This window comes from Clostridioides sp. ES-S-0048-02, from assembly GCF_020658495.1.
In the GTDB taxonomy this organism is placed as follows: Bacteria; Bacillota; Clostridia; order Peptostreptococcales; family Peptostreptococcaceae; genus Clostridioides.
The window spans coordinates 55,662-79,388 of record NZ_JACVWH010000012.1 but is presented as its reverse complement, the minus strand read 5'-3'; the positions used below and the strand labels follow the sequence as shown (position 1 = coordinate 79,388).

Here is a 23,727-nt window from a genome sequence, read left to right as displayed (position 1 = left end):
AATATTATACCATAAATATTTTCAGAAAATATTTATGGTATAATATTTTTTATAGAGAAATTAAGTCTTAATATACCTAAGGAGGAATTTATTATGAGATACGTTGAATATGGAAAGACTGGGAAAATGGTTTCGGTAGTTGGATATGGAGGATTAAGATTTGATTTAGAAAAAAATGACCAAGAAAATGCAGATTTAATTAAATATGCATATGAAAAGGGCATTAATTATTTTGATACAGCACCAGGGTATTGTGATGACAGAAGCGAAGATATATTTGGACTAGCTTTTAGACAAATGATAAAAGAAGGTAAAACAGACTTTTACGTATCTACAAAAGGAAAGCCAAAAGTATACGACACAGCAGAAAAAGCAGTAGATGCTGTGAAAAAGTCAATAGAAAGATTGGGCGTATCTAAAATAAATTTCTATCATATATGGAATATTAGAAAGATGGAACATTATGAATTTGCAATGAGACCTGGAGGTCAGTATGAGGGTCTATTAAAATGTAAAGAAGAAGGATTGATAGACCACATAGTATTTTCATCTCATCAGCCAGGAGATGAAGTCATAAAGGTTCTTGATGAAAATAAGTTTGAAGGTGTTACTATGGGAATTAATATACTAAACTTTCCATATAGATTAAAAGGTGCTAAACATGCTATTGAAAATGGATATGGTGTTGTAGCTATGAATCCATTAAGTGGTGGAACTATTCCAAAGTACAATGAAGAGCTTTCTTTTCTAGCAAGAGAAGGTGAAAGTACTATAGAATCAGCCTTAAGATTTAACATAGGAATTCCACAAATAAATATATCGTTAATAGGAGTTAATAAAAAGCAGGATATAGATGATGCTTGTAAAATTGCAGATGAGCATAAAATATATTCAGATGAAGATATACATGATATTGAAACTAGATTAAGTAAAAATATGAATGAAATATGTACAGGTTGTGGATATTGTAAAGTATGTCCAAAAGATATAAACACTCCAGCATATATGCTTTTTTATAATGAAAAACAGATGTTTAAAAAGAGTGATGAAGAAATGACAAAATCGGTCTATGGGCTAGCACATTGGAATTATACAATGAATAGTAAAGCAAAAGCTAAAGAATGTATAGCTTGCGGAAAATGTGAAATTGAGTGTACTCAACATTTACCGATAATTGACAGATTAAGAGAAATTAAGCAATGGGAAGAACATGGAGTTAATAATGTCACAGTATAGTCAGTTTATATTGTACTTAAAATTTGTATAGTATTTAATAAGGTTTAATATATAAGGAGACAAATTATGATTTTGTCTCCTTATATATTATGCTTTAATTTATTATGGGTAAATTTTATCTATACTAACTGACAGTATCTATTTTCACATTGAATTATTCCAATATTTTACAATAAAATTACTTGCAAACTCTAATTTTATAAGCTTTCAATATATATTACACAAATAATTTTTATTTAATTATAGCTTTTAATAAAGTAAATATTGTGGTTGTAAATAAGGAATTATTCAATTACAATAAAACAAGTAAGGATATTATAAAAGTGATTATTATAATTAAAAGAATAAATTGTAGGTAGTAACAAATCCTATATAATGAATGGAGGGTGATATATATTGAAAAATAATATATTTAAATATAAAAATGAGATGTTTTTATTTATATTAGTCATAATAACTTATTTAATAATAACAATAGCATTCTTTTCTAAAACTACAATATTTTATGATTTGAACAACACTTATGATGTGTTATTAGATACAGATACAGGTGTACTATTCAATTTAAATGTATTTGCTATAAATCAAGACAATAGCAAGCACGTATTATTTTCAGCTATTATATCAATTTTTGCATATCCAATATATTTACTATGTACTTCGATAGCAAATCCAGGGACAACTGATTTTAATACTGCTTATGGATTTGGATTGATTTGTCTACAAATAGTAACTAGTGCTATATCTATAACTTTAGTTTTTAATCATATTAAAAAAATAAAAATGCAGAGGTTAACCTTAATTTTACTTACTATGATAATGATATTTTCTTTTCCACAACTATTTATGACCTTAAATGTAGAAAGATTTATATATAGTCAGTTTACATTAATATTTTTTATATTTATTGCAAATAAAATGAACGGAAAAAACTCTTATTTAGTAGAATTAGCAGCTATACCATTATTTGGAATAACTATTAGTAATATATATTTGTATTTGCTCAACATAATATTTGAATTTAAATTAAAAATAGGAAAAATATTAAAGCATTTAATTACATTTATTTTAATGGCATATATTTGTGTAGTTTCAACAAAATCTTATGAAAGTTTTATGAATCTTGGAAATGTAATACAATATGATACAAAGTTTATAAGTGGAGAGCCTATTTTAGAAAAAGTTGCAATGATTATAGAAAGATTATTGTATTCAGTTTTTTATTTTCCTGGAGCAGAGATTAAAAAAGGACTATTTTTACAAAATGGAGAAGTTGCAACGATACCAGTTATCCTTACTTTATTAGCATTTTGTTTTTGTGTTTTAGCTGTTATTGAGAACTCAGAAAAAAGAGTTCCTAAATTGTGTATGGGAATAATTTTATTTAATTTAGTTTTACATGGTATAATAGGGTACAATCTGACTAATTCAAGTATAATGACTATAAATTTTAGTTTTGCTGTTATAGTTTTGTTAGCTTACTTTACTAAAGCACTTAGAAAAAATGAAAAAAGTATGTACAATATATTTTTATCATTGTTGCTAGTCACTATAATAATTAGTAATATAAATGGATTTATAGAAATTTTAAATATTGGGATAAAATCATATCCTGTTTAAAAAATAATGTTGAAAGGGTAGTAAGTTTATGAAACAGACAAATACAATAATTAATCTTCTTACTAAAATTTCAGATTATATAAGATTAATGAGAATAAAGCAGTATATAAAGAATTTATTTATATTTGCTGCTATAATATTTTCAAACAATATACTAAATATAAGTCTATTGTTAAATACATTTATAGCTTTTGTGTGTTTTTGTTTGATATCATCATCAGCATATGCATTAAATGATGCTATAGATATGGATAAAGATAAAAGACATCCTAAAAAACGTAATAGACCAGTAGCAAGTGGAAGAATAAGTAAAAGAAGTGCGAATATATTATTTGTTGTTTTAGCTTTAATTTCAATTTGCTTGTCAACGGTTATTAATTTTAAATTAACTATAATTCTCATTTTATATTTGATAAATAATATATTATATTCTCTTAAGTTAAAGAATATAATTCTATTAGATGTGTTTTCTATATCTCTTGGTTTTATACTTAGAGTTTATGCAGGATGTGTAGCTATAGATGTTAGATTATCAAACTGGATAATATTATGTACATTTTTTTTATCTCTGTATTTAGCTCTTGGAAAGCGCAAAAAAGAAATCATAATTTTAAAAGATAATGCAGTTGAGCATAGAAAAATACTAGAAGATTATGATATAGAAAATTTAAATCAAATGATGATAGTTATACTAAGTTCTACAATTGTATGCTATGCATTATATTCTACAAGTAATCCAGAAAAACCAGATATGATATTTACAACAATATTTGTAGTTTATGGTGTACTTAGATATAATTATATAATTAACAAAACAAATGAAGGAAATCCTACTGACATTATACTAAAAGATAATGCTTTAAAAATAAACGTAATCTTATGGGTAATTACATGTTTAATAATATTAATTTTTTAGTGATAGGATGGGAAAATACTTATGAAAAAAAGTGTATTATTGCTCGATATAGATTATACTGTTATAAATACTGATAGTATGGTAGACTTTTTTATTTATTCTTTAAAAAATAAAACACTTAAGACTATTATAAAATTGCCATACATAATTTTTACTCTAATGATGTATTTGGTTAAAATAGTACCTTTGAAAAAAGCAAAAGAGGCAATCTTTTATCCAATAGTAGATTTTAGCGAAGACGAGTTAAAAGATTTTTTTGATAGTTGTATAATGAAAAAAATTAATGAGTCTATAAAAAAAGTAATTTATAAAAACAAAGAAGAGCATAATGTTGTAATTATGATAACTGCATCTCCATATGCATATATGAAGTACTTTAAGTATTATGATTTCGCAGATGAGGTTATAGGCACTGAGCTATTTTGTGAAAATTCAAGATACAAAAACCAATTCATTGGCGAAAACTGCAAGGGAATTGAAAAAATACAGAGAATAAATACTGTATTAGATAAGCTTGGAATTGAGATTGATTATGAAAATTCATATGCATATTCAGACTCTAAAAGTGATTTACCTATGCTTTCCTTAGCTAAAAATGCATTTTTGGTTAATAAGAAAAATGGTGAGGTTATAGAACAAATAAATTCATAGCTTTATATCACTTAGAATAGGAGGGGATAGTTTGGGATATTTGCACATATTAATTTTGTCTATGGTTCCTGTAACAGAGTTAAGAGGAGCCATTCCTATAGGTATTGCAATGGGCTTAAATCCTATATGGGTTTATGTATTTAGTGTGATTGGTTCTACATTAGTATCAATTCCTTTGATATTGACATTTAGACATATATTGCAATTTTTGAAAGGTAAAAAGTTATTTAAGGGACTTGCTAACACAATTGATAAAAAAATAAATTCAAGAATGAAGAAATTAAAAAGCGTTTCAATAATAGGTATAATACTATTTGTAGGCATACCACTTCCAACAACAGGAACATGGACTGCGTCTGCGATAGCCTCAATACTAAAAATGAGAATAAAAGATGCTTTTATAGGAGTATTTTTAGGAAATTTATTGTCTGGAGTCATAGTGTCAGCCCTTTCTCTACATATAATATAAAACTATCCAAATATACTATTGGATAGTTTTTTTATGAAAATATGTGAAAAATATTTTTTATTTAGACAAAATATTTAAATTCATTTGGTCTTAAAATGTTTACTATCATAAAAGAAATATAGTATAGTAGTATTTATGAGGAAATTAATTTAAACTTGCCTATCAATAAAATAAAGTTTTTATATAAAATGTATTTTTAATAGTAATAGATTTAAACATTAAATTATTAAGGAGGTTTTAAGATGGAAAATTCAAATACTGATTTAGGTCGTGAGAATGTAGGCAAATTGCTTTTTAAATTGGCTACACCAGCTATTATTGCACAAATTGTGAATGTTTTGTACAACATAGTAGATAGAATCTTTATTGGTAGAATGGAAAGTGGCGAAGTTGCTATGGCAGGTGTTGGAGTAGCATTTCCTATAATAATTATAATAACTTCATGTAGTTATTTAATTGGTATGGGGGGAGGACCTTTAGCTGCTATAAAAATGGGGGAACAAGATAATGATGGGGCAGAGAAAATAATGAGTAATAGTTTTTCTGTATTAGTTATTTTGGCGATACTATTGACTATAGGTTTTCAGATTGGAAAAGAACCCTTACTTTGGCTATTTGGAGCAAGCGAATCTACAATTGGATATTCAATGGATTATTTGAATATTTATTTAATAGGGACAGTATTTGTTCAAATTTCACTAGGTATGAATACCTTTATAAATACTCAAGGATTTGCGACAACTGGTATGATTACGGTTGCTATAGGAGCTTTGATAAACATAATACTAGACCCAATTTTTATATTTGGATTTGGTATGGGGGTAAAAGGAGCTGCATTAGCCACTATAATTGCACAAGGAGTTTCTGCTATTTGGGTATTGGTATTTCTATTTGGAAAGAAAAGTATACTTAAGATAAAAAAGAAATACATGATGCCTAAAGCAAGTATTATTTTGCCAGTATTAGGTCTGGGAATTTCTCCATTTATAATGCAATCTACAGAAAGTTTAGTGCTTATAGCCCTAAATAGCAAATTACAGATGTATGGAGGAGATTTAGCAGTAGGTTCAATGGCAATAATGAGTAGTATAATGCAAATTCTTATGCTTCCTAACATGGGATCTACACAAGGGGCACAACCAATAATAAGTTACAATTATGGTTCAGGACAGATTGACAGAGTAAAAAAGACTTTTAAGTTATGTTTATTGTCATGTTTTACATACTCTGCAATTTTGTGGATTTTACTTATGATATTCCCTACGTTCTTTGTAAGTATATTTAACAAAAACCCACAATTACTTAGTATGACTAGTTGGAGTATAAAAATATATTTTGCTGGCTCTTTTATGTTTGGAATACAATTAGCTTGCCAGCAGACATTTTTAGCGCTTGGAAAAGCAAAAATATCTTTAATTTTAGCTCTTCTTAGAAAAGTTGTACTTTTGATACCTTTAATATTTATACTTCCAATGTTTTTTGATGAAAAACTTTTTGCTGTACTTTTAGCAGAGCCAATTGCAGATATAACAGCAGCCACTATTACAGCAATTTGTTTCTTTGTGTTTTATAAATGTTCTCTATCAAAACCTAAAGTAATAGAGGAGTAAAATATAAATAGTAGAAAGTTTTTAGGAGCATATATTATTAGTTAAAAATTAAAATTTGTATTTTAATTTAAGAAGATATTTTTTATAATTTACAAAGATACAAACTAGAATTAAAATTTAAAATTATAGTAAGAAAAATGTAAGTATTTGCAATATTAATGGTATAATATTTACAGATATGATAATCAATAAGAGGAAAGGATGTTTATATAATGGAAAATGATTTAACAATGCAAGAGCTACTTGAGCAACAAGAGCAAGTGTTCAGCAAAGTGAAAGTTGGGGAATTGATAACTGGAAAAATAACTGCAGTGAGAAATGATGAAGTACAACTAGAATTAGGTTATGGGTTTGATGGAATAATACCTATAAGTGAATTAAACATAGAAAAAAATCAATCTATAGAAGAGTTATATCATATAAATGATGAAATAACTGCTATAATAACAAAAGTATCTCAAAAAGATGGAACAATAACTTTATCTAAGTTACAATTAGATAGAAAAAATGATTTTGCTGATTTACACAAAGCTTATGATGAACATAGAATAATAACTGTAAACGTTGAAAAAAATATAGAAAAAGGTGTATTTGCTAATTACAATACATATACATTTTTTATACCAATTTCTCAGCTTGACACAAAGTTTATTACAGATACGTCTAAATTTGTTGGTCGTAACTTAGAAGTATATATAAAAGAAATGGATGCTAGAAAAAATAGATTTGTAGCATCTCATAGAGACGTATTACAAGAACGTATAAATAAAGAGAGAGAAGAAAGAAGAGTTCAAATTAAGGCAGAAAAGGAAGCCGAAAGAGCTAGAATAAAACATGAAAGAGAAGAAGAAAAAGCTCGTATTAGATTAGCTAAAGAAGAATTGTTTAATTCCCTTGAAGTTGGTCAGAAAAGAGATGGTAAAGTAACAAAGATAATGTCTTATGGTGCATTCATAGATATTGGTGGAATTGAAGGATTAGCACATATAAATAACCTATCTTGGACAAGAGTTGAAAGTGTGGAAGATGTTGTCTCTGAAGGTCAAGAAGTGGAAGTTTATGTATTAGATGTAAATCAAGAAACTAAAAAAATTGCACTAGCATTAAAAGATATAAACAATGACCCATGGGATTTAATAGCAAAAGAATTACAAGTTGATGATGTTGTTAATGCTAAAGTTCTTAGAATTATAGAAAAGGGAGCTTTTGTTCAAATCGAAGAAGGTGTAGATGCTTATTTACCAATTTCTGAATTGAGTGATACTAGAGTAGCTAAAGTTACTAATGTTGTTAATATTGGAGACGAAATTAAAGTTAAAATTCTTGATTTTAAACCAAAAACTAAGAGAATGTTAGTTTCGATAAAAGAAGCAACTAGAGAGCCAGAAGAGGATATAACAGAGTTTTTAGAAGTAGAAGAATCTCTAGGAAGTATTGGAGAATTATTTAAAGATAAATTTAAAGACTTAGAAATATAAAATAATCAAAAAGGGGGGCTGTTTTAAAACATTACTCTGTCTATTTTGACAGCTTTAGTTTTAAAATAGCCCTTCAACTATCTATAAAAATTTATATACAGTATTAGGAGGAAAATTAATGAAAAAAGCTATTATAGATGTACATTGTCATACTTTAATAAGTGGACATGCACATAGTACTTTTAAAGAAAATGTTGAAGAAGCAATTCAAAAAAATATAAAATATTTAGGCATATCAGACCATGGTCCTAATATGCCAGGAGGACCACATCCATTTTACTTCTATAATTTACATCTACTTCCACGCCAAATACAAGATTTAAAAATTCTTAGAGGTATAGAAGGAAATATCATGGATTATGATGGAAACTTAGATGTTCCAGAAGACATGCTACAACATTTAGATTATATAATTGCAAGTTTGCATAGACCTTGTATAGCTTCAGGTACAAAAGAAGAAAATACAAATGCTATTTTAAAAGTGATGGATAAACCTAGAGTAAAGATAATTGGGCATCCAGATGATAGTAGATATCCTTTAGATTATGAGTCTATAGTAAAAAAAGCAAAGGATAAAAATATTCTTTTAGAAATAAATAACTCTTCATTAAGTTCAAATTCTCATAGAACTGGAACTTGGGAAAATGCAAGTGAAATGTTACTATTATGTAAACAATATGGTGTAAGAGTTATTCTTGGTACAGATTCGCATATATGTTACTCTATAGGTGAATTTGAAAGTGCAGAGAAAGTTTTAAAATCAGTGGATTTTCCAGAAGAACTAGTAATAAATTATCATGAAGATGAAATTGTAGAGTTTTTTAATATAAATTTTTAGAATTTTAGGAGTGAGAAAATTTGAGTAAAAATAAGTTTATCTACATGAATTATTATGACAATGGTTATTTCAAAAAGGGAATGGTTATAAATATGGTTTTAGCTCTTATAATTTTGGCCACAATTTTTATATACTCAACAACATTTTTATATCTTTTATGTATAATAACAGCGGTTTTTCTTTTTAAGCAAGGTCGTGATTTTTCAAATAGATATAAGGGAAAAGTATATCTTACTCTTGATAATCATTCAATATCAATAAATAATCAATGTATTTTCAGTATAAAAGCTAGAAAAAATCAAAAATTTAACTATAAAGTAATAGAAAAAATAGAAGTAACAAAAAATATATTAAATATATGTGCTGATAATTTTAATTACAAAATTAGATTAAATGCATTGAGTTTGGAAGATGAAAAAAAATTATTGAGTACAATAGATGAAAAGATAAAAAAATTTAAGGGGTAATACCATACTATTTTCAATAGTTAGCATGATTTAGAATATTACTTGACAAAAATAAATAATAAAAAAATACAGATAATTATTTTTTTATGTTGACAATACATTTTAATGTGTATATAATAACTATTAAATCAAAATATTTAGAAAATTTAAATGATTTTAAAAGCGATGAATAGAAGTAGTAAGAATCATGAAACTTCCAGAGAGCTAAAGTATGGTGTGATTTAGCAGTTGATAATTCTGAACTTGTCTAGGAGCTGTTTCCTGAGTTGTGTAACTTAGGATAACCGTATTTCCACGTTATAGGAAAAATAGCTATTATAATAATTAGTAGTAGCTATTACTAAGGGAGCTTTTTAAAAAGCTAAATAGAGTGGTACCGCGAGCAAAACCTCGTCTCTAGTTTTACTAGAGATGGGGTTATTTTTATTCTAATGATAAATCTAACATTTGTACTTATGAATTGAAAAGGGGTAGAATTGCGTCGATATAAGGTATACTGAATACAAAAAACAGAAAAGGGGGAAAATAACATGAAATATGGAAAATATAAAAAATATAATAGAATGAAAATGGTAAATCGTAAATGGCCAGATAACGAAATAACAAAAGCTCCAGTTTGGTGTAGTGTCGATTTAAGAGATGGAAATCAATCACTGCCAACACCTATGAATGTAGAAGAAAAAGTCAGAATGTTCCGAATGCTTTTGGATACAGGGTTTAAAGAAATAGAAGTAGGCTTTCCATCAGCATCAAATACAGAGTATACATTTTTAAGAAAGCTAATAGATGAAAATATGATTCCAGATGATGTAACTATACAAGTACTTACACAATCTAGAGCTCATCTTATAGAAAAAACATTTGAATCAGTAAAAGGATGTAAGAAAGCAATAATACATTTATATAATTCTACATCTGTCCTTCAAAGAGAAGTGGTTTTTAATATGAGTAAACAAGAAATCATAGATATAGCAGTTGAGGGAGCAAGATTATTCAATGAAGAAGCAAAGAAATATCCTGAAACAGAGTTTATTTTTGAATACTCACCTGAAAGTTTCACAGGTACAGAAATGGATTATGCACTTGAGATATGTGAGGCAGTTATAGATGTGTGGAAACCAACGCCACAAAAGAAAGTTATAATAAATCTTCCATCAACAGTAGAAATGGCAACACCAAATATATATGCAGACCAAATAGAATGGTTTTGTGAAAATATAAGCTGTAGAGATTCTATTATAATGAGTTTACACACTCATAATGATAGGGGAACTTGTACAGCAGCAAGTGAACTTGGATTATTAGCTGGAGCAGATAGACTTGAAGGTACATTATTTGGAAATGGTGAAAGAACTGGTAATATGGACATAGTAAATGTGGGTCTTAATCTTTATACACAAGGAATAAACCCAGAATTAGACTTTAGTAATATTGATAAAATGATAGAAATATATGAAGACTGTACAAAACTTACAGTACATGATAGACATCCATATGCAGGAAATCTTGTACATTGTGCCTTTTCAGGTTCTCACCAGGATGCTATTAGAAAAGGTATGATAGCAATTAGCAATAGAAATGATGGTTGTTGGGAAGTTCCATATTTACCAATAGACCCTCATGATATAGGAAGAGAATACAAAGAAATCATTAGAATAAACAGCCAATCTGGAAAAGGTGGAGCTGTTTATATAATGGAAACAGATTATGGTTTCATGATACCTAAAAATATGCATGCTGATTTTGGAAATGTGGTTAAAATGGAATCTGATAGAATAGGAGCGGAACTTAGCAGTGAGTCAATATTTAACTTATTCAAGAAGGAATATATTGATGTTGAGAGTCCATATAAAGTTAAGAAATATAAGATAAAATCAATGGATGAGATAAACTATGAAAGTGATGATTCTGATGATACTAATATGATTGAGATGACTGCAAGAGTAACTTATATGGGTAATGAACAAAGGATTGTTGGAATAGGAAATGGGCCAGTAGATTCATTTAATAATGCATTAAAACAATGTGGAATGAAAGATTATAAATTTAGATATTATTGGGAACATGCATTAGAGGAAGGTTCACATTCAAGAGGTGTGGCCTATGTGGGAATAGAACATAATGATAAAGTTTATTTTGGGGTAAGCATATCAGAAAATATAAATACAGCAGCTATTAATGCTCTTATGAATGCAATAAATAAAAGTTATATTGAGGAGGAAGCAGAAAATGGGGATGACTATGACGCAGAAAATCTTAGCGAAACATGCTAATTTAAATGAGGTTAAGAAAGGACAATTGATTGAAGCAAACTTAGATATAGTTTTAGGCAATGATATAACATCACCAGTAGCTATTAGAGAATTTGAAAAGTTAGGAATTGAGGATGTTTATGATAAATCTAAAGTGGCAATAGTTTTGGACCATTTTACACCTAATAAAGATATAAAGAGTGCAGAGCAGTGTAAGTTTACAAGAAGTTTTGCAAAATCCAAAGGAGTGGTCAATTTCTTTGATGTAGGGGATATGGGAATAGAACATGTTCTTCTTCCTGAAAAAGGTATAGTAACAGCAGGAGATGTAGTCATAGGTGCCGATTCTCATACTTGCACATATGGAGCATTAGGCGCTTTTTCCACTGGCGTAGGTTCAACTGATATGGGAGCTGGCATGGCTACAGGAAAATGTTGGTTTAAGGTACCTGGTGCAATAAAATTTGTCCTAAAGAATAAGCCAAATAAATGGATAACTGGAAAAGATGTGATACTTCATATAATAGGGAAGATAGGTGTTGATGGGGCACTTTACAAATCAATGGAATTTTGTGGAGATGGAGTAAGTAATCTATCTATGGATGATAGATTTACTATTTGTAATATGGCAATAGAAGCAGGGGCTAAAAATGGAATTTTTCCAGTAGATGATAAAACTATAGAATATATAAATTCACATAAATGTACAACAACAGAAAAAGTTGTAAATGTATACGAAGCAGATGAAGATGCAATTTATGATGAAGTATATGAAATTGACTTAGCTACATTAAAAGAAACAGTAGCTTTTCCACATCTTCCTGAAAATACTAAAACAGTAGATGAGATTGATAACGATATAAAGATAGACCAAGTTGTAATAGGCTCTTGTACAAATGGAAGAATATCAGACCTTGAAGTTGCAGCTGAAATCATGAAAGGTAAAAAAGTTGCAGATGGGGTTAGAGTGATGATATTTCCTGGAACTCAAAAAGTATATCTTGAAGCAATAGAAAAAGGATATATTACTATCTTTATAGAAGCAGGAGCAGCTGTTTCTACACCAACATGTGGACCATGTCTTGGAGGTCATATGGGTATACTTGCAGCAGGAGAAAGGTCAGTTTCAACAACAAATAGGAACTTTGTAGGAAGAATGGGTCATGTTGATTCAGAAGTCTATCTTGCCAGTCCAGCTGTAGCAGCAGCATCAGCTATAACTGGAAAAATATCAAAACCATCAGAAATAATTTAAGGGAGGTAAAGTTTATGATTGCTAATGGAAGAGTTTTTAAATTTGGTGATAATATAGATACAGATGTAATAATACCAGCTAGATATTTAAATATAGCTGATTATAAGGAACTATCAACACACTGTATGGAAGATATTGATGATAAGTTTGTATCTAAAGTAAAGGCAGGAGATATTATAGTTGCAACTAAAAATTTTGGATGTGGTTCATCAAGAGAACATGCTCCAATCGTAATAAAAGAAAGTGGAGTATCCTGTGTAATTGCATCAACTTTTGCTAGAATATTTTTTAGAAATTCTATAAATATAGGGCTTCCAATACTTGAATGTGAGGAAGCAGCTAATAGCATAGAAGAAGGTGATACTATAGAAGTGGATTTTTCAACAGGTGTAATAAAAAACATAACAAAAGGAACAAAATATAAGGCTGAACCATTTCCTGAGTTTATGCAAAATATCATAACAAATGAAGGTTTAATTAACTCAATAAAGGTAAACAGGGGGTAATGGTGTATGAATTGTAAAGTAGCAGTCATAAAAGGTGATGGTGTTGGGCCAGAAATTATAAAAGAAGGTATAAAGGTCTTAAATAAAATTTGTTATAAATTTAATCATAAATTTGATTGTGAATATGTATTGGCTGGAGGATGTGCAATTGATGAAACTGGAGAACCTCTACCTGATAAAACTGTTGAAATATGTCGAAAAAACGAGGCGGTATTACTTGGAGCTGTTGGGGGTCCAAAGTGGGATAAATGTAAAGGGGATGCAAGACCAGAAGCAGGTCTTTTGAAATTGAGAGAATCCTTAGGCTTATTTGCAAATTTGAGACCAGCAACTATATATGAAAGTATAAAGGAATCTTCGCCACTTAGAGCAGATATAGTAGAAAAAGGCATTGATTTTGTTGTTGTGAGGGAGTTAACAGGGGGCATTTATTTTGGAGAACGTGGAAGAAAGATTATTGATGGTGTTGAAGAGGCTTATGATGTAGAGGTATACAATGAAAATGAAATAAGAAGAATTGGAAGAAGGGCTTTTGAAATCGCTAGAGATAGAAAGAAGAAGCTTGTCAGTATAGATAAAGCAAATGTGCTTGAAAGTTCAAGACTTTGGAGAGGTATTATGGAGAACTTAGCTAAAGAATTTGATGATGTAGAGCTATCACATATGTATGTTGATAATGCTGCTATGCAAGTTGTGAAAGACCCTAGCCAATTTGATGTAATAGTGACTAATAACATCTTTGGAGATATAATATCTGACGAAGCATCCATGGTTACAGGTTCTATAGGTATGTTACCATCTGCATCACTTCGAGAAGATAGCTTTGGAATGTATGAACCAATACATGGGAGTGCTCCTGATATAGCTGGAAAAGATATTGTAAATCCAATTGCAACTATTTTATCTGTCGCAATGATGTTAAGACATAGCTTTAATCTAGAAGATGAAGCTAAATGCATTGAAGATGCAGTACAAAATGTACTTAGAAAAGGATACAGAACTAGTGATATATATAATAGTATAGGAACTGTTGTTGGTACAAAGAAAATGGGAGAATTAATAGTAAATGAAATTTAGAATTATAGTTTAATTTATATAATACGATTTGGTCATATAATGGGGGGCATTAGTAAAAAATTTATTGTGAAATAGTTTTATATTTGGGGTAGAAGAGATATTTTATTTTTAAAGCACAACATGATTTTAGGTAATTTTAATTACATAAAATCACGTTGTGCTTTTTTATAAAATAACACTTTGGATTAAGATTTTAATGCTGAAATAGCCTATTTTTGTTTATTAGAAATTTGCAGGGATTTAATTAATATTATATAATATATTTTAGTATTATGAATATTAAGTGACTGTCAATATTAGTTAGGAGATGGAGTTTTTGGGAAAATATAAGGTTTTAAAAAAGCAAAATAGTAGTAAATCTTGTTTAGTTTGTGGAACGCAAAATGAATTAGGATTAAAAGCAGATTTTTATGAACTTGAAAATAGAGAACTTGTATCAATTTGTAATACAAAAGATTGGCATCAGAGTTATCCAGGAAGAGTTCATGGAGGTATGTCTGCTGCAATATTAGATGAGACTATTGGAAGAGCTGTAAGTATAAATGATGACCAAATATGGGGGGTTACAGTATCTTTGGAATTGAAATATAAAAAGCCAGTACCAACAGATGCTACTATAAAAGTAGTTGGAAGGATAACTAAAGAAAATAGAAAATTATTTGAAGGTACAGGAGAAATAATTTTGCCAAATGGAGAGATAGCAGTAACAGCAACTGGAAAATATATGAAGATGCCTATTGGTCAAATAGCAGAAGGTGATTTTTCTGATGAAGAATGGTTCTTTGCTGAATCAGAAGAAAAAGTTGAATATATTGAGATTTAAGTGATTACATATTTGCTATGTAAAATGATGTGTAAAAAAATATAAAATTGAAAAACATAAGATAAAAATAACTTAGCTATACTTAAAAAAAATTCTTATAATAGCATTAAATTTACACGTTAAAAAAAATAATTTATATATTTAAAAAGTGTATTTTTTTTATAGGTAAAATTCAGAAAATTCAAACTAATGATGAGGTGTAAAATGGATGATTTCACAAAATATAGAAAATAAATTATATATAAAATATAATTTTTATGTTGACATACTTAATTTAGCTTGATATTATAGATATTAAAAATAAGGACAGTAAACACACTATCCATATTACAAACTAAAAAAGGAGGGAATTATAATGAGTAAGAAATTATTTATTCCTGGTCCTATTGATGTTAGAGCAGAAGTCTTGGAAAAGATGGCTACACCAATGATAGGACATAGAGGGAAAGATGCATCTATACTTCAAAAAAGTATAAGTGAAAAAATGCAAAAACTATTCTATACCAACAACACGATACTTTTATCCACGTCGTCCGGAACTGGTTTAATGGAAGGCTCCATTCGTTCCTGTACATCCAAAAAGGCAGCAGTATTTTCCTGTGGGTCCTTTGGTGATAGATGGTACAAAATGGCAGTGGCTAATAATGTCCCAGCGGATATATTTAAAGTTGAATTAGGAGAGGCAACAACACCAGAAATGGTTGATAAGGTGCTTTCTACCGGAGAATATGATTTAATAACCGTAACTCACAATGAAACTTCAACTGGAATAAGAAATCCAATAGAAGAAATTGGAGAAGTTGTTAAAAAATATAAAGATGTGGTCTACTGTGTAGACACTGTAAGTTCAGCCGGTGGAATAAAAGTCGAGGTTGATAAGATTGGAATAGATATTTGTATAACATCATTACAAAAAGCACTGGGATTACCACCAGGAATGTCTATTTGCACATTTTCTCAAAAAGCAATCGATAGAGCTAAGCAAGTACCTTTTAGAGGAGTTTATTTTGATTTGTTAGAAATGTATGAATACTTAATCAAGAAAAACTACCAATACCCTTCAACACCATCTCTTTCTCACATGTTCGCTTTAGATTTCCAATTAGATAATATATTAGATGAAGGCCTAGATAACAGATTCAAACGACATGAAGACATGGCAAACTTAGTTAGAATCTGGGCTAAAAAACACTTCCAAATTTTTACCAATGAAAATCACTTATCCAATACACTTACTGTTATAGAAAATACTCAAGGTATTAGTGTATCAAATTTAAATTCAAAATTACAAGAACGAGGATTCCAAATAGCAAATGGCTATGGCAATTTAAAAGAAAAAACTTTTAGAATTTCACATATGGGTGACTATACTGTCGAAGATGTACAAGAATTATTAGATAATATTGATGATATATTAGGTTTTAATAAGTAATATTACAAAATTATGTGTATTTTAAGTTAAATTTAAAATATATAAAATAAAATGTGTTTTATGAAAATTACATATTAAATTTTTAACAAACATTAATGAAATTTGATATGACTTTAATAAAAAATATTTTGAAAATTATATAAATAGAAAGTGTAATTTAAATAAAGTTTTTTAGTGATGAAAATACTTTAAAAAATAAAAATTGGAAAAATTAAGTGAATATAATTGGAGGAGTTTGTTATGTATAATATATTAATTACTGATGGAATAGAGAAAGATGCAGCGAGAAAATTGAGAGAGTTAGATTTTAATGTGATAGAAGAGTTTTATGAAAAAGATGTTTTAGGAGATAAACTTAAAGATGTTGATGTGCTTGTAGTACGTTCAGCTACTAAGGTTACTAAGGATGTAATAGACAAAGCATTAGAAGGTAAAAAGTTAAAATTGATAGTAAGAGGTGGGGTAGGATTAGACAATATAGATGTTAAATATGCAGAAGCTAATGGAATAAAAGTCATGAATACTCCAAATGCAAGCAGTATATCTGTTGCAGAACTTACAATAGGTCAATTATTTGTACTTGCAAGATTCATAAATACTGCAAATGTAACTATGAGAGATGGAAAATGGGAAAAGAAAAAATACAAAGGTACAGAAATTAATGGAAAAACATTAGGACTTATAGGTTTTGGAAGAATTGCAAAAGAAGTTGCAAAGAGGGCAGAACTATTAGGAATGAATGTCATATATACTGATATAATGGGTGAAGCACAAGGCTTTAACAAATATAGATTCTGTGATATGGAAGAAGTTTTACAAAAAGCAGATTTCTTATCTTTACACATACCTTTTGATAAGAATAAGGGGGCAGTAATAACTGAAAAAGAAATAAATAAGATGAAAAATGGAGCTTATTTAATAAACTGTGCAAGAGGCGGTTTGGTGGACGAAAAAGATTTACTAAAAGCATTAGATGAGGGTAAATTATCAGCAGCAGCTATAGATGTTTATGAGCAAGAACCTACATTAAATCTAGATTTAGTAAATCACCCAAGAGTTTCTCCTACACCTCATATTGGTGCATCTACAGTAGAGGCTCAAGAAAGAATTGGAGAAGAAATTGTAAATGTGATTCAAGACTACTTTCTTGACTTCAACAATCTAATAGGGGTAGCATTATAAAATATTTTATACAATTAGGAGGAATTTAGTAATGGCAACGATTAAACCATTTAAGGCGATTAGACCAAATAAATATATAGTAGATAAAGTAGCAGCACTTCCTTACGATGTTATGAATAGTGAAGAAGCTAGAGAAATTGCAAAAGGGAATCCATATTCATTTTTGCATATAGATAAATCAGAAATTGATTTAGATGAAAATATAAATTTATATGATGAAAAAGTTTATTTAAAAGCACGAGAAAATTTGGACGAATTTCGAAAACAAGAAATTCTAGTAAAAGAGGAAAAAGATTGTATATATATATACAAACAAGTTATGGATGGCAGAGCTCAAGTTGGTATAGTTGCATGTATTTCAGTTGATGAAAGCTTAGATGGAACAATAAAAAAACATGAGTACACTAGACCAGAAAAGGAAGTTGATAGAACTAATCATATAAAATACTGTGATGCTAATACGGGAACTATACTTGTAACTTACAAACATCAAAGATTAATAGATGATATGATAAATGATTTTATGGATAATCATGAGCCTTTATATGATTTTATAACAGATGACAAGATAGAGCATACAGTGTGGAAGATTGATAATGATGATATAATATGTAATTTAGTAAATGCATTTGGAAAATTAGATTATTTATATATTGCAGATGGTCATCATAGAACAGCTTCAGCAGAAAATGTAGCTAAAGAAATGAGAGTTAAAAATCCAAACTATACTGGAAAAGAAGAATTTAATTATTTTATAGCAATGATTGCACCAGATGAAAATCTAATGGTTTTAGATTATAATAGAGTTATCAAAGACTTAAATGGTTTAAATGAAGAAGAATTTATAAATAAAATAAAAGAAAATTTTGATGTAGAACAAATGAAAGGTAAAGAAAAATATAAACCTGACAAAAAAGGAACTTTCGGAATGTATCTGGGTGATAAATGGTACAAAATGAAGGCAAATAAGAATTTATTAGACATAGAAGACCCAGTTGACTCATTAGATATTTCTATACTACAAAATTATGTGATTGATGCTATTTTAGGAATTGAAAATCCTAGAGTAGATAAAAGAATTGATTTTATTGGTGGAATTAGAGGTATTGAGGAATTAGAAAGAAGAGTTAATGAAGATATGAAGGTAGCGTTTGCAATGTATCCTACTAGTATTGAGGATTTAATAAAAGTAGCAGATGCAGGCAAGATAATGCCAGCTAAGTCAACATGGTTTGAACCTAAGGTAAGATGTGGGCTATTCTTACACGAAATAAATGAATAATTAATAAAATTAAAGGCTAAAAAGTAAACTCTACTACTTTTTAGCCTTTAATTTTTAATTAAAAATAATAGTATAGTAATTTTAAATTATAAGAGATAGTTTTTCTAAAAAGCTATCTTTTTTTTAGATTTTTATATAGTAAAAATTTACATTTAACAGAAATAGAGTAATATTGTATGTTATAATTTAGAATGGAAATTTATATAAACAGTATTTATAATAAGCGTTAAAAGATATTTGTTATTATTATAGACTATATTGTTATATGAGCAAAATTAGAAAAATAAAAGGATATTAAAGTGACATGCTAGAATTATTATTCGGAAACTAAGTTTCAAGGATGAGTATGAAGCTTATAATTATTTTATAGTGTTGAAGCTTAAGAAAATGGTAATTCAATCTGGAAACAGGATTGATTATATAAAAAGTATAGTGATTAATTAGAAAAATAATGAATAATAATTAGTATATACTATGTTATTAAGCCTTATTAAAATCAAAAGAAAATTAAGTTATATTTTTAAAATATTCATTAAAATTAAAGTGTTGAAAATGAGGATATATTGAGTTTAATTTTATCTTTAAATTAAAGTGGGACAATGTTAAATAGTATCTTATCTAAGAGGAACTTAAAAAATTGATTGAGGTATTTATAAGCATGAAAAGAATTATAAGGAATTTATTAATATAAGTATTACAAAAGAGAATAATTTTTATACATCAATTAATATATAATTAAAAGAAGTGTAAAATGAAAATTTTATAGATAAATTTAACTATATGTTGTTTGATTCTAATATAGGAAGAAATAAAATATGTATAAAAATAGGAAGATATAATATAAACATATAATATATTATATGTAATGAGGATGTGAGTATGGTGAACAGACTAAAGCCAAAAATTTTAGGTATTAGTATCTTGTTTATTATTATAATTATTTTAACCTGTGGGGCTATTTTTAAGTTTAAGTTTAAATTGGATAATAAGTTGAAAGAGACCACGCATACATATTTGTCAGAATTTACGGAGCATAACATAATTAATCTTAAGACAAAACTTAGTGGTCAATTTGACATGCTTGAATCTATTGCTAGTTTTATGGGAAATTTAGATAATATAAATAATGATATGATGATTAATTTAATGGAGTCTGGAGTAAAGCGAAGTTCTTTAATTAGAATGTCTGTTTCTACACTGGATGGAAAAAGTTATTCTAATGATGGAATTATTACTAATTTAAAAGATAGAGATTATTTTAAAAAAGCTAAAAATGGAGAAAAAAACATATCAGAATCTTTAAAATCCATTATTGATAAGAAAGAAATAATAGTTTTAGCTACTCCTATCTATAAAGATGGAAAAGTAGCAGGTGTTTTAAGTGGAGCTTATGATTCAACTAAATTGAATGAATTATTAGGCTTATCTGCATTTGATAAAAAAGCACACGTTTATATTGCCAAAAAAAATGGAGATGTAATTGCTCAAAATACAAACGAAAATAGCAAAATGTTATCATGTGTATTTAAACTTTTTAATAAGGATAATTGTGAGGAAGTAAATTGTTTAAAAGTTATAAAAGAAAATATTAAAAATGATAAATCTGGATATTCTAACTATAATTTAGATAATAAGAAATTTATGTTAAATTATCAACCACTTGGAATTAATGATTGGTATATTTTTTCTGTTGTACCAAGTGAAGTAGTATATATTCAGTCAGATAATATTTCGTATGATGTATACATATTTGCATTAGAAATATTATTAGTTATATTAATTTTTGTTGTATATATAGCTTATATTATAAATAACAATACTAAGACTATTATAAATGAAAAAGAAAAATTTAAGGCACTTACTGATAATATATTAGGAGGTGTTAAAAACTGCTTAAAAGATAAATATATGACTATGACTTATGTAAGTCAGGGGTTTTTGGAACTTACAGGTTATTCTGAAGAGGATTTAGATGTAGTTTTTAAAAATAAATTTAAAAATATGATTTATAAAGAAGATGTAGACAAGGTTAATAGTATCGTTTTGAATCAATTAAAAAGACAAGATAAAATTGAAGTTGAATATAGAATTGTAAAAAAAGATGGAAGTATAATTTGGGTTTTAGATAGAAGTAAATCTATAAAAGATAGTAAAGGGAATGAGTATATACAGGGAGTTTTAACTGATATAACAGAACTCAAGAAAATACAAGAAGAATTAGACTCAAAAAGGTTTGAAATAGAGACTATCAATGATAGCATTGTTGGTGGAATAGTGATAACTGAGATAAATGATGATTTTGATAGTATATATTTAAATGAAGGTTATTTAAATATGATTGGATACACACGTAAACAGTTAGAAGATGAATTAGATAATAAATTAATCAAGCTGATTTTAAGAGATGATAGAGCTGGAATGATTGATGATATAAATAAGCAACTTAAAGTAAATGATACATTTGCATGCGAACGAAGAGTTGAAAAACGAGATGGTAGTATTATATGGATTTTATTAAAAGGAAGAAAAATAGTTGATGAAAATGGAAACTCAGTACTATGTAGTGTAATTGTCGATATTACTTCTGCTAAATTATTAGAGCAAGAGCTTAAAAAGAGTGAAGAACGTCATGAGATTATTATAAAGCAGACACAAAATATTATAGTTGAATGGAATATAGAAAAAGACCAAATGAGTATTTCTCCTAATTGGTATAATAAATTTGGTTATGACCCTATAACTGAAAATGCAACGAAAAATATAATTAAATCAGTTGATATATATCATGATGATATAGATAAGTTTATTTTATTAACTAAGCTCACTTCATCAGGAAGTGAGTATGAGGAGTGTGAGATTAGACTTAGAGTTAGAGATACCACTTATGCATGGTTTAGTATAAAAGCAACGACACTGTTTGATGATAATGGGATACCTTATAAAGTTGTAGGTAGTTTAACTGATATTGATGAATCAAAACGAGAAGCTGAAAAATTAAAAGAGAGAGCGGAAAAAGACCCACTAACAGGTTTATATAATAAAAAAGCATCACAAGCACTTATAGAAGAATATATAACATTGGATAAAAACAGACAAGGTACTTTAATGATTATTGATATTGATGACTTTAAAGGTATAAATGATAATTTAGGTCATTTATATGGTGATGCTGTATTAAGTGAAATTGCAAGTGATTTAATAAATTTATTTAGAGCATCTGATATAGTAGGAAGAATTGGTGGAGATGAGTTCATTGTTTTTATGAAAGATATTTCTGAAACAAAAGATATTATGAACAAAGCAGAGGAATTGGTCAAAACGTTTGAGAGGTCTTTTGTAGGTAAAGGATATAATTATAAAATATCTTTGAGTGTAGGGATTGCTAGATTTCCAAAAGATGGAACAGATTACATGCAGTTATTTAGAAATGCGGACATAGCTCTTTATTCAGCTAAGGGTAAAGGAAAGAATCGTTATGCCTTGTATGATAAAAAAATTGATAAAGTACAATATATAGCAAATACAAGAAATACAGATGAAAATACCAATGTAGCAAGGTCTTTTAAGGAACATATTACAAATTATATATTTGATATATTGTATGAATCAAATAATATAGAAATGGCTGTAAATTTGATTCTTGATATTGTGGGTAAACATTTTAATGTGAGTCGTGTCTATATATTTGAAAACTCAGATGATAACCTCTACTGTAAAAATACATTTGAATGGTGTAATGAAGGAATAACAGCAGAAATTGATAATCTTAAGAATATTTACTATGGTCATTTAGGCAATTATCTTTTAAATTTTAATGCAGATGGATTATTTTATTGTAATGATGTTGATAATCTCAATAGCGATTTAAAAAATTTGCTTAAAGCACAAGGGATATGTTCAATATTACAATGTAAAATTTTAGAAGGTAATGAATTTAGAGGATTTGTAGGATTTGATGAATGTTCATATAATCGTATGTGGACCAGTGATGAAGTGGATACACTGACATTTATTTCCAAGACGCTTAGTGTGTTTTTATTAAAAATGCGTATCCAAAGTAAGCTAGAAGAATCTTTAGAAGTTCAAAAGTCTGTAATGGATAACATGGACATATGGGCTTATGTTGTTGACAGAAACACATATGAACTGTTATTTATCAATAAAAAGATGCTTGAGTCAGCCCCAGATACACATGTAGGTGATTTATGTTATAAAGTACTATGGAACAATCAGAATAAACAATGTAGAAAATGCCCTATGAGTTGTTTAAAAGATGGAACTGATACTTGTAAATCATTTATGCGTAACAAAAAGTTTGGTGTAAATGTAAATATAACGGCAACAGCTTTAAAATGGTTTGATGGTAAAGATGCATGTTTAATATTTGGTAGTGAAGTAAATAGTGTTGAGTCTGAAGCAAATATTTAAATGAGCTTCTTGTAAAGATTTCCTAACTAATTGAATAAAACGTTTAAACTACTGTATTATAGATTTACTTAAAATCACAATTTTGATTTATTGAACCTAAAACGTTCATATAAATTATTTAAGTTGTGGTTTTAAGTATTTTTTGTGTTATAATTAAGCGTTAAGAACAAAATTAAAAGATACTTTTAATTTTAAGAAAGTATTT

18 protein-coding genes and 1 other annotated feature are annotated in these 23,727 nt (G+C 28.0%); all 18 genes read left to right on the top strand.

Annotated features, from left to right (window positions below; translation table 11 throughout):
• Positions 1-93: 93 nt before the first annotated feature.
• The 18 genes from IC173_RS14875 (at position 94) to IC173_RS14790 (ending at position 23,522) form a co-directional block, all read left to right on the top strand.
• The gene (locus IC173_RS14875) at positions 94-1,236 is read left to right on the top strand and encodes an aldo/keto reductase (RefSeq protein ID WP_227855785.1); all 1,143 of its coding nucleotides are present in this window, start codon (positions 94-96) and stop codon (positions 1,234-1,236) included.
• Positions 1,237-1,632: 396 nt separating this feature from the next.
• On the top strand, positions 1,633-2,856 hold the full coding sequence (locus IC173_RS14870; RefSeq protein WP_227436727.1) for a DUF6080 domain-containing protein: 1,224 nt from the start codon (positions 1,633-1,635) through the stop codon (positions 2,854-2,856).
• 28 nt (positions 2,857-2,884) lie between these two features.
• Positions 2,885-3,772 carry a decaprenyl-phosphate phosphoribosyltransferase gene (locus tag IC173_RS14865; RefSeq protein ID WP_227824770.1) on the top strand — a complete coding sequence of 296 codons (888 nt, stop codon included), beginning with the start codon at positions 2,885-2,887 and terminating at the stop codon, positions 3,770-3,772.
• Positions 3,773-3,793: 21 nt separating this feature from the next.
• On the top strand, positions 3,794-4,423 hold the full coding sequence (locus IC173_RS14860; protein ID WP_227436722.1) for an HAD family hydrolase: 630 nt from the start codon (positions 3,794-3,796) through the stop codon (positions 4,421-4,423).
• A 31-nt stretch (positions 4,424-4,454) separates the two neighbouring features.
• A complete protein-coding gene (locus IC173_RS14855; protein WP_227436720.1) occupies positions 4,455-4,892 on the top strand; it encodes a COG2426 family protein in 438 nt (145 codons plus the stop codon).
• A 242-nt stretch (positions 4,893-5,134) separates the two neighbouring features.
• The gene (locus tag IC173_RS14850; RefSeq protein ID WP_227855784.1) at positions 5,135-6,502 is read left to right on the top strand and encodes an MATE family efflux transporter; all 1,368 of its coding nucleotides are present in this window, start codon (positions 5,135-5,137) and stop codon (positions 6,500-6,502) included.
• Positions 6,503-6,714: 212 nt separating this feature from the next.
• On the top strand, positions 6,715-7,980 hold the full coding sequence (locus IC173_RS14845) for a 30S ribosomal protein S1 (protein WP_227855783.1): 1,266 nt from the start codon (positions 6,715-6,717) through the stop codon (positions 7,978-7,980).
• Positions 7,981-8,098: 118 nt separating this feature from the next.
• Positions 8,099-8,818 carry a phosphatase gene (locus IC173_RS14840; RefSeq protein ID WP_227482944.1) on the top strand — a complete coding sequence of 240 codons (720 nt, stop codon included), beginning with the start codon at positions 8,099-8,101 and terminating at the stop codon, positions 8,816-8,818.
• A gap of 20 nt (positions 8,819-8,838) precedes the next feature.
• Entirely contained in the window at positions 8,839-9,285 is a 447-nt protein-coding gene (locus IC173_RS14835) for a hypothetical protein (protein ID WP_227845900.1), read from the top strand.
• 156 nt (positions 9,286-9,441) lie between these two features.
• Positions 9,442-9,686, top strand: a binding site (T-box leader).
• A 129-nt stretch (positions 9,687-9,815) separates the two neighbouring features.
• Positions 9,816-11,558: a 2-isopropylmalate synthase gene (leuA, locus tag IC173_RS14830; protein WP_227436712.1), complete on the top strand. Its 1,743-nt coding sequence runs from the start codon at positions 9,816-9,818 to the stop codon at positions 11,556-11,558.
• A complete protein-coding gene (leuC, locus tag IC173_RS14825; RefSeq protein ID WP_227436709.1) occupies positions 11,515-12,792 on the top strand; it encodes a 3-isopropylmalate dehydratase large subunit in 1,278 nt (425 codons plus the stop codon). The genes leuA and leuC overlap by 44 nt, the downstream gene beginning before the upstream one ends.
• A 14-nt stretch (positions 12,793-12,806) precedes the next feature.
• Complete coding sequence (gene leuD, locus IC173_RS14820) at positions 12,807-13,298, top strand: 3-isopropylmalate dehydratase small subunit (protein WP_227436706.1); 492 nt, start codon at positions 12,807-12,809, stop codon at positions 13,296-13,298.
• A 6-nt stretch (positions 13,299-13,304) separates the two neighbouring features.
• Positions 13,305-14,375: a 3-isopropylmalate dehydrogenase gene (leuB, locus tag IC173_RS14815; RefSeq protein ID WP_227436704.1), complete on the top strand. Its 1,071-nt coding sequence runs from the start codon at positions 13,305-13,307 to the stop codon at positions 14,373-14,375.
• 307 nt (positions 14,376-14,682) lie between these two features.
• Positions 14,683-15,198: a PaaI family thioesterase gene (locus tag IC173_RS14810; protein WP_227855782.1), complete on the top strand. Its 516-nt coding sequence runs from the start codon at positions 14,683-14,685 to the stop codon at positions 15,196-15,198.
• Positions 15,199-15,553: 355 nt separating this feature from the next.
• Positions 15,554-16,630 carry a pyridoxal-phosphate-dependent aminotransferase family protein gene (locus IC173_RS14805; protein ID WP_227436700.1) on the top strand — a complete coding sequence of 359 codons (1,077 nt, stop codon included), beginning with the start codon at positions 15,554-15,556 and terminating at the stop codon, positions 16,628-16,630.
• Between the two features lie 240 nt (positions 16,631-16,870).
• Entirely contained in the window at positions 16,871-17,812 is a 942-nt protein-coding gene (locus IC173_RS14800; protein WP_227436698.1) for a D-2-hydroxyacid dehydrogenase, read from the top strand.
• Between the two features lie 31 nt (positions 17,813-17,843).
• Positions 17,844-19,094: a DUF1015 domain-containing protein gene (locus tag IC173_RS14795; RefSeq protein ID WP_227855781.1), complete on the top strand. Its 1,251-nt coding sequence runs from the start codon at positions 17,844-17,846 to the stop codon at positions 19,092-19,094.
• Between the two features lie 879 nt (positions 19,095-19,973).
• The gene (locus tag IC173_RS14790; RefSeq protein WP_227855780.1) at positions 19,974-23,522 is read left to right on the top strand and encodes a diguanylate cyclase domain-containing protein; all 3,549 of its coding nucleotides are present in this window, start codon (positions 19,974-19,976) and stop codon (positions 23,520-23,522) included.
• The last annotated feature ends 205 nt before the right edge of the window (positions 23,523-23,727 follow it).

Coding starts and splice junctions, on each gene's coding strand:
- IC173_RS14875 (WP_227855785.1), top strand. CDS start 94: ATGAGATACGTTGAATATGGAAAGACTGGGAAAATGGTTTCGGTAGTT.
- IC173_RS14865 (WP_227824770.1), top strand. CDS start 2,885: ATGAAACAGACAAATACAATAATTAATCTTCTTACTAAAATTTCAGAT.
- IC173_RS14860 (WP_227436722.1), top strand. CDS start 3,794: ATGAAAAAAAGTGTATTATTGCTCGATATAGATTATACTGTTATAAAT.
- IC173_RS14850 (WP_227855784.1), top strand. CDS start 5,135: ATGGAAAATTCAAATACTGATTTAGGTCGTGAGAATGTAGGCAAATTG.
- IC173_RS14845 (WP_227855783.1), top strand. CDS start 6,715: ATGGAAAATGATTTAACAATGCAAGAGCTACTTGAGCAACAAGAGCAA.
- IC173_RS14840 (WP_227482944.1), top strand. CDS start 8,099: ATGAAAAAAGCTATTATAGATGTACATTGTCATACTTTAATAAGTGGA.
- leuA (WP_227436712.1), top strand. CDS start 9,816: ATGAAATATGGAAAATATAAAAAATATAATAGAATGAAAATGGTAAAT.
- leuC (WP_227436709.1), top strand. CDS start 11,515: ATGGGGATGACTATGACGCAGAAAATCTTAGCGAAACATGCTAATTTA.
- leuD (WP_227436706.1), top strand. CDS start 12,807: ATGATTGCTAATGGAAGAGTTTTTAAATTTGGTGATAATATAGATACA.
- leuB (WP_227436704.1), top strand. CDS start 13,305: ATGAATTGTAAAGTAGCAGTCATAAAAGGTGATGGTGTTGGGCCAGAA.
- IC173_RS14810 (WP_227855782.1), top strand. CDS start 14,683: ATGGAGTTTTTGGGAAAATATAAGGTTTTAAAAAAGCAAAATAGTAGT.
- IC173_RS14805 (WP_227436700.1), top strand. CDS start 15,554: ATGAGTAAGAAATTATTTATTCCTGGTCCTATTGATGTTAGAGCAGAA.
- IC173_RS14800 (WP_227436698.1), top strand. CDS start 16,871: ATGTATAATATATTAATTACTGATGGAATAGAGAAAGATGCAGCGAGA.
- IC173_RS14795 (WP_227855781.1), top strand. CDS start 17,844: ATGGCAACGATTAAACCATTTAAGGCGATTAGACCAAATAAATATATA.
- IC173_RS14790 (WP_227855780.1), top strand. CDS start 19,974: ATGGTGAACAGACTAAAGCCAAAAATTTTAGGTATTAGTATCTTGTTT.